Source organism: Metabacillus niabensis, from assembly GCF_902829255.1.
GTDB classification, from domain to species: Bacteria; Bacillota; Bacilli; order Bacillales; family Bacillaceae; genus Metabacillus; species Metabacillus niabensis.
Window position 1 is genome coordinate 1 of sequence record NZ_CADEPK010000405.1, and the last position, 6292, is coordinate 6292.

General features: G+C 36.7%; 10 protein-coding genes. 1 reads left to right on the plus strand and 9 read right to left on the minus strand.

What is annotated here, in order from left to right; translation table 11 throughout:
- Positions 1-328: 328 nt before the first annotated feature.
- From HU235_RS25335 to HU235_RS22720, 5 genes are all read right to left on the minus strand, one after another.
- The gene (locus HU235_RS25335) at positions 329-715 is read right to left on the minus strand and encodes a histidine phosphatase family protein (protein ID WP_174881697.1); all 387 of its coding nucleotides are present in this window, start codon (positions 713-715) and stop codon (positions 329-331) included.
- The gene (locus HU235_RS25340) at positions 684-947 is read right to left on the minus strand and encodes a histidine phosphatase family protein (protein WP_174881691.1); all 264 of its coding nucleotides are present in this window, start codon (positions 945-947) and stop codon (positions 684-686) included. The genes HU235_RS25335 and HU235_RS25340 overlap by 32 nt, the downstream gene beginning before the upstream one ends.
- A gap of 53 nt (positions 948-1000) precedes the next feature.
- Positions 1001-1366: a DUF2185 domain-containing protein gene (locus HU235_RS22710; protein WP_174881692.1), complete on the minus strand. Its 366-nt coding sequence runs from the start codon at positions 1364-1366 to the stop codon at positions 1001-1003.
- A gap of 49 nt (positions 1367-1415) precedes the next feature.
- The gene (locus HU235_RS22715) at positions 1416-1772 is read right to left on the minus strand and encodes a VOC family protein (RefSeq protein WP_174881693.1); all 357 of its coding nucleotides are present in this window, start codon (positions 1770-1772) and stop codon (positions 1416-1418) included.
- A 151-nt stretch (positions 1773-1923) separates the two neighbouring features.
- Positions 1924-3282, minus strand: coding sequence for an SMI1/KNR4 family protein (locus HU235_RS22720; protein ID WP_174881694.1), 1359 nt, complete (start codon positions 3280-3282; stop codon positions 1924-1926).
- A gap of 137 nt (positions 3283-3419) precedes the next feature.
- On the opposite strand from HU235_RS22720, the gene HU235_RS22725 reads away from it, so the two are divergent.
- On the plus strand, positions 3420-4043 hold the full coding sequence (locus tag HU235_RS22725; protein ID WP_145581630.1) for a LysE family translocator: 624 nt from the start codon (positions 3420-3422) through the stop codon (positions 4041-4043).
- Here the strand turns inward: HU235_RS22725 and HU235_RS22730 are convergent, their stop codons facing one another.
- The 4 genes from HU235_RS22730 to HU235_RS22745 form a co-directional block, all read right to left on the minus strand.
- On the minus strand, positions 4044-4454 hold the full coding sequence (locus tag HU235_RS22730; protein WP_174881695.1) for a cupin domain-containing protein: 411 nt from the start codon (positions 4452-4454) through the stop codon (positions 4044-4046).
- A gap of 173 nt (positions 4455-4627) precedes the next feature.
- Positions 4628-5470 carry an SGNH/GDSL hydrolase family protein gene (locus HU235_RS22735; protein ID WP_174881696.1) on the minus strand — a complete coding sequence of 281 codons (843 nt, stop codon included), beginning with the start codon at positions 5468-5470 and terminating at the stop codon, positions 4628-4630.
- 212 nt (positions 5471-5682) lie between these two features.
- Entirely contained in the window at positions 5683-5967 is a 285-nt protein-coding gene (locus HU235_RS22740; protein ID WP_095299675.1) for a hypothetical protein, read from the minus strand.
- The gene (locus HU235_RS22745; RefSeq protein WP_095299674.1) at positions 5967-6272 is read right to left on the minus strand and encodes a DUF2089 family protein; all 306 of its coding nucleotides are present in this window, start codon (positions 6270-6272) and stop codon (positions 5967-5969) included. The genes HU235_RS22740 and HU235_RS22745 overlap by 1 nt, the downstream gene beginning before the upstream one ends.
- Positions 6273-6292 lie beyond the last annotated feature (20 nt).

Below are 6292 nucleotides of genomic sequence, written 5' to 3' on the forward strand. Positions count from 1 at the left end.
TTATTATTGTTACAATTCTGAAAATCCATGCCCTTAACAAAAAAAAATTTAAAAGCATATGAAAAAAGGCTATCAATGAACTGACAGCCTTAAGGTGATAACACATTATTTCGTTTTGGATTTTCTATTTTTGTTAATTTCTAAAACCAAAGCTATAATTAGAAAAATCAATCCCAAAAGGAACCCGAAAATAGGTGAATATGTAAATAGTGGCATAAATCCTAGCCCGCCTGCATAGCTAGATGATGAAAGCATTAGGAACACAACTGTCCAGTTCGCATTTTTCAGAATTAGAACCACCTCTATTTTTCTTAAATCAGAATCAATTTTATCTTTCGGGTATGTCGGATTCAGTTAAATGTAAGGTCAAAGCAAATTCATCTATGTCATATTTATCTTCATCATAACGAATGACCGTAATTGAGCATTCTGGTATAAGCAAGCTTTGGACGGTTTTAAAATTTGGACATAAATCGTCTAATTGTTGGGTTGAAAAAACATTTATCATAAAATCAGTAATAATTCCTCCGTGTGTAACGACTACAAATTCACTATTTGCAGCATGACTTGAGCAATCAAACATAAATTCCTCTAGCCTTTGTCCTGATTGTCTCGCGGATATTCCTTGTGGCGGTACATAATCACGCTCTATCGAACATTTATCCCAAATTTCAACAAATTCATCAAAGGATTGTCCTGGTATATCCCCCCCAATTTGCTCGTTCTCTCAGACGGATATCTTCTCTGACACTAATTTTAGTACTATCTGAAATATACATTGCCATTTCTTTCGCTCTTCGCAATGGGCTTGAAAAAATTTCTTTCATTTTTTTGTTCTCGAAATACGAAGCAGTTTTTTTCGCCTGTTGAATACCTTCTATTGATAATTTGACGTCCCCTACAGATTTTTCCTTCATTCCGTGCCTAACAAGATAAAAGGTATTCACTCTCTTTCCCCCATTATGCAAATTAAATGTGAAACAAATAGCTTCCTAAATACTTAATCTTCTCGCACTTCCCACTCTTCATCAAGAACCAATTCTCCGTTTTCATTACGTATGTATGCAGTACCTGGTGCTGAATGAAGAAATGGAATAATCTCTCTATCATAATTACAAATTGTATTAACGAGATAAATAGAGTGATTTTCAGGATTCTCCATATATTCATCACTTTCATCACCAGCCATAAATCGCCAGCCACTATCTGGATTACCATTTTGGTATGGCTCTTCTCTATACATAAAACCAACCTTGCATCCGTCAACGGTTATTCTGTCGGAAGCAATACAGCCCTCATGAGAGTCAATTAATCGTTCAATCTTGTCCCCTGGTATTAAGAATGCTTTCTCTTTCTTTTTAGACATTTTCCCTTTGCCACCTTTTTAGTTGATATTGTTGCACTTCTCCAACACCTTACTTTTTTAGAGCTTCTACTAATTCAACCTTACGTCCATCAGGATCTTCAAGCACAGCTCGTTTCCCCAAAATACTAACAGTTGGTTCAGTAACAACCTGAGCCTTTCTTAACCACAGCTTTTCGATAATTCTCTCGATATTATCAACGTTGAAGCCTATTCTTGTCGTAGCATCTATCTGTCTTGACTGACTCGGATATATCTCGAATACGAAGCTGCCAAATTCGCAAGCATAATGTTCTGGTCCATTTCCGTGACGTTCTTTGTTAAAGATGAGCACAAGGTCTTGATAAAAGCTAACTGTTTGTTCCATATTCAATGTGCGAATGACAATAAGGTTTAAATTTATAGGCATAAAAAACTCCTTTAAGTTTCTCTTATCCTTCCAAAACAGTCCTTATTTACATTATATTCCACATATATTATTGTTCAACTACTCTTTACAAAAGGAAAAAATGCGACACCTCTTTAAAAGCATCGCACCGAAACGTTTAAACATTAAAAGCCTAATAAAATAAATCGATATTTTCGATCAAATGCTCGATAAGCTGAATCCGTTTTTTTAACACCTGCTTATCAAGTAGTTTAACAAGGAAATCGTTAAATTCTAATTTTGCCGGAAGACCTTCTATAACCTGAAGATATTTATGCTTTGCTTCCTTCTCACGGATATACATGTCTAATGCGTGAATGACCGTAACCTCATGCTTTTCTTCTAGAGACGTCCAGCTTTCTACATCCTCCCAGGAAAAATTTGACCAAACGAAAAGCTTATCCCAAAAGTTTGTCACAGGGAATGTCACATAATTCTCCATCCACGAAATAACATCCCTCGAATGAAATTCACCAAGATGAGAAAATGCATCATATCCAGTTATTTTTTCATTAGATTGTTGTTCAAGATAATAAAAGACTAGAGGAAGTCCCTCCTCCTTATCCATGCACATGGAAGTTAGATAAGAACGTAATCTAGCATCCAGATCCTCTTGCTTTTCCTCCCATAAACGACGAACCCATTGCTCTGCATTTAATCCGAAAACTCGACCGATAATCTTGCATATGAACCTCTTATCTTTCATTGCTTCTTTTTTATGTAATTCTTCTAATAGGTACTGAAATAATTCATTTTGCTTAAAACTCTTGAATATAGCAATTGCCTCTTCATCTAATTTATCTCGATACAAAACAAAGGCTAAGAGCTCTTCCATATTATGTTTTACAGCTTCTAAGGTTGTCTCTGAAAACGACTCGAGCCAATGCTTCCACTTAACAGCTTTTGGACTTGTCGTGTTCAATCCCGAATCACTTAAAAAATAGTCGAACTGCCATTTTTCACTGCCAATACACCCTAGAACCGTTATCTTCACTAAATAATCGATGAATGAATCTGCGACATAAGTAACGGTGTCCTCTTCATGATCCCAATAAACAATTGGTTTTTCTTCACCTTCAACAGACATATCAAACGCATAAATATCTCCATTACCAGATTGAGTAAACTCTAATTTCCCTCTAAGTGACCTTCCATAGTCCTGCCCATCGTCTATTAGGTCATCAGCTACTATTGATAGATCCTGGAGAAAGTTAAAATCCCAATAGATCTGGCCAGAAAAGATTTCCCTAAATTCATTGGGAATCATTGTATCATCCGAAAATGAGTAATAAAAGAAGAGGGATTTCCCTAAGTTCGTTACGAAATATTTATACGAAGGAGGTAGTTGGTATCCCAGCTCCTTTTCTTTCGCTGCAATCTCCTTCATCGTTGCTTTTTTTCCGATTTCAATCGGATAAACTTTACCGTTGTTATCCTTTACCTTTTGTAGTAGTTGCTCCCATTTTGATAGGAGAGAATTGATATCCTTCATGTGTTTTCCCCGCTTCGATTTGTTACTTTCCATTATACTGGAAAAAACATTCGCACTTCCTTGTTCAGAATATTTGTTCATTTTCACGATTAGGTTTGTGGTAAAATTAACTTTACATTATTGTAGGAGGGATAAATGTGGACTTTCTATCAATCATCTCTTTTTTAGGTGTAGCAATCGCTCTTACGCTTATGCCAGGGCCAGATAACTTGTTCACCTTAGCACAGAGCATAGCAAAAGGAAAAAATGCAGGAATCTATACTTCACTCGGACTCTGCACAGGATTAATCGTTCATATTACTGCTGCAACAATTGGAGTAACAGCGATCATTTATCAATCAGCCTTAGCATTCACAGTCGTTAAATATATCGGCGCAGCATACTTATTATTTCTAGCATTTAAATCTTTTACGGAAAAGGGCTCGAGCTTTGACCTTAAAGCTGAAAACTCTTTGGACTACAAGGCCTTATACAAAAAAGGAATCATTATGAATCTTTTAAATCCAAAGCTTTCCTTGTTTTTTCTAGCATTTTTCCCACAGTTTATAAATCATGAAAATGGTCATGCTTCCTTGCAAATGCTTGTCTACGGGATTGTCTTTCTAGTTCAAGCCTTCGTTATTTTTATGTTAATCAGTATTTTTGCTGGAAAAGTAGGGTATTTCCTACGTAAGAATCCATCCTTATCGAAGAAGATTAGCTTGATTCAAGGGTCTTTGTTCGCACTGATAGGATTGAAAATTGCCTTTAGCCAGAAGTAATTATTTATTTAAGAGTAGGGTAAAGCTACTCTTTTTTAGTTTTAAGAACATCCTTCTATTTTTTAAGCCCATAAATGCTGACGGATTTAATGCTTCGCTTTCAATGACAATGGCTGTTAGGCCCACATCTGTTTTCGTTTCATGCCATTCATCCTTCTGCCAAAAGATAGCGTCGCCTGATTGAACTTTAATGTATTCTTCCGTTTCAGCCCGAACATATCCTTCACCACCAGCTACTAAGAGAAGCTGGGGTACTACTGCTTGGTGGTACCCGATGACACCTTTTTCCTCCAAGTACATACACCCGATATGAGTTGTCTTGTCAGTTTGAATAATTCGGGACATCATAAAGTTTGAACTGAAATTTGTTATAAATTTTCCATTTTCTTTGGCAAACGTATAAAGTTCCATTGCTTTCCTCCTAAAATAAGCATACAATACTAATTCAGCAAAATTTATAGTTTATCCTGTTGCTTTTTAATAATTTATGGTGCTTAGTTTTAGATAAGTTTTTTGAGGATAAAAAAGGTAGGTTGAACGATGCTTCTAAGTTTGAGACATCAATCAGCCTACCCTTTTCTAGGTTACTTAGCTATAAAGTAATCGATTAAATAGTCAGCCCACAGCTTATGGCCATTTTCATTTGGGAGGCTTTCTGAGGTTAAATAGTCGAGCATTGTTTTATCCTCTGTTTTCGGCCAGCTTTCCCAATGATTGATATAGGTTAGCTTTTGTTCTTCAGCATATGCTTTTAATTCATCTACTTGCTTTGGATAGAAAACTCCATTATGAACAGGATTGGCTGGTTGAAGAAGAATCGTAACATCGTTGTTACTAGCTTTCCATGAGGCAATCATTTTCTCAATGCTAATGATGCGATCCTTCATCGCAATTTTTCCGGTATTATCCTTAAGTGTAAAAGGCTCAAATAGCACAATATCCGGCTTTAGCTCCGTTACCTTCTCATAATCCTTTGCTTGAGCGACAGCCAATGATGTGTTATTTCCTGCTGTGATGACGGTGGTGCTCACTATTTTATCCCCATAGGCAGCTTGTAGCTGTTCTGATAGAAGGTCAGGCCATGCTCCCTTCTCGGTCGGGGTACTGTCTGAGCCGTAAATGACAAGTTTAAGAGGATTCCCTGTGCTTTCAGCTTGGGAAAACTTGTCTTGGAGTTCCTTTGGGAGATTTTTCGTATAAGCTGCCACATCTGTTGCAGCCTGTCCACTTTCTTCTTTCTCCTTTGATGTCTCATTCTCCGCTGGTTCTTGTTCAGCTTGTTCGGCTTGTTCCTTTGCCACTACAGATTCCCTTTCTGGTTGAACCAACTTCGCTTTTGTCGCAAGCTTGTGATTCCAATGAATATTCCCTGCAACAATGGATCCGATGCATAACAGGATGATGAAAATCGACAACCACGTCTTCATAATACTATCCTCCGATTCTATGTTTCTAGCGACTCTCCTAACGGTATTGCCAGAATCCATGATTCGAATACTATTATAAGTACTAATTTCCATTTTTTTCATCGTCCATTATACACAAATCACCGTAAATTCTAGTTTGTTACTATTGGCTTATGGGGACAGTCCCCCGCAACGTTAAAGCTTTAACGTGCTGGGGGACTGTCCCCACCTTCTTACTTCATATCATGCGTAACCATTTTTTCTAATTCCCTTTTTCTTTTCTCGTTTACCCAATCCCGACCTTTTTTCCATTCTGCAAGTAAGAAGAGCATGCCAAGTATCAAGTATAAAAGGAAAGCTAGCATATTTACGAGCCGCTCCGTGACAAGCATCCAAATCATTGTGATTAAATATACGACAGGTAATATCGCCCCCCAATAAACACTATTTCTTGTTGAAAAAAAGTATTGTACAGCTAGAAACGCAGCAACAATAAAGACAAAATAAAAGTCAAACATTACTTTTCCTTCCTTTCCTTTTCTGATTTATACTTTTCAATAATTAATTTTGCATCCTCTAAGCTAATTCTGTCGTCAATTGAAAGCTTTTTAATAAATTGAATAAACTCCTCATTATCGATTGCATCATTTAATTGGATTTTTTGAATTAATCTATCTAGCTTAATCCTTACCGTTGGATATGAAACATCATAAACCTTGGCAATTTCCTTCAGAGAGCCTGAATTAACAACAAAGTTTTTAATAAACTCCACATCCTCCTTCTCAAGAGCAAGAATCCAGCTTGGTACATCCTTTGCCTCCATTTTTCCACCTCTGTATAAGT

Coding starts and splice junctions, on each gene's coding strand:
- HU235_RS22710 (WP_174881692.1), bottom strand. CDS start 1,366: ATGTCTAAAAAGAAAGAGAAAGCATTCTTAATACCAGGGGACAAGATT.
- HU235_RS22720 (WP_174881694.1), bottom strand. CDS start 3,282: ATGAAGGATATCAATTCTCTCCTATCAAAATGGGAGCAACTACTACAA.
- HU235_RS22730 (WP_174881695.1), bottom strand. CDS start 4,454: ATGGAACTTTATACGTTTGCCAAAGAAAATGGAAAATTTATAACAAAT.
- HU235_RS22740 (WP_095299675.1), bottom strand. CDS start 5,967: ATGTTTGACTTTTATTTTGTCTTTATTGTTGCTGCGTTTCTAGCTGTA.
- HU235_RS22715 (WP_174881693.1), bottom strand. CDS start 1,772: ATGCCTATAAATTTAAACCTTATTGTCATTCGCACATTGAATATGGAA.
- HU235_RS22735 (WP_174881696.1), bottom strand. CDS start 5,470: ATGAAGACGTGGTTGTCGATTTTCATCATCCTGTTATGCATCGGATCC.
- HU235_RS22745 (WP_095299674.1), bottom strand. CDS start 6,272: ATGGAGGCAAAGGATGTACCAAGCTGGATTCTTGCTCTTGAGAAGGAG.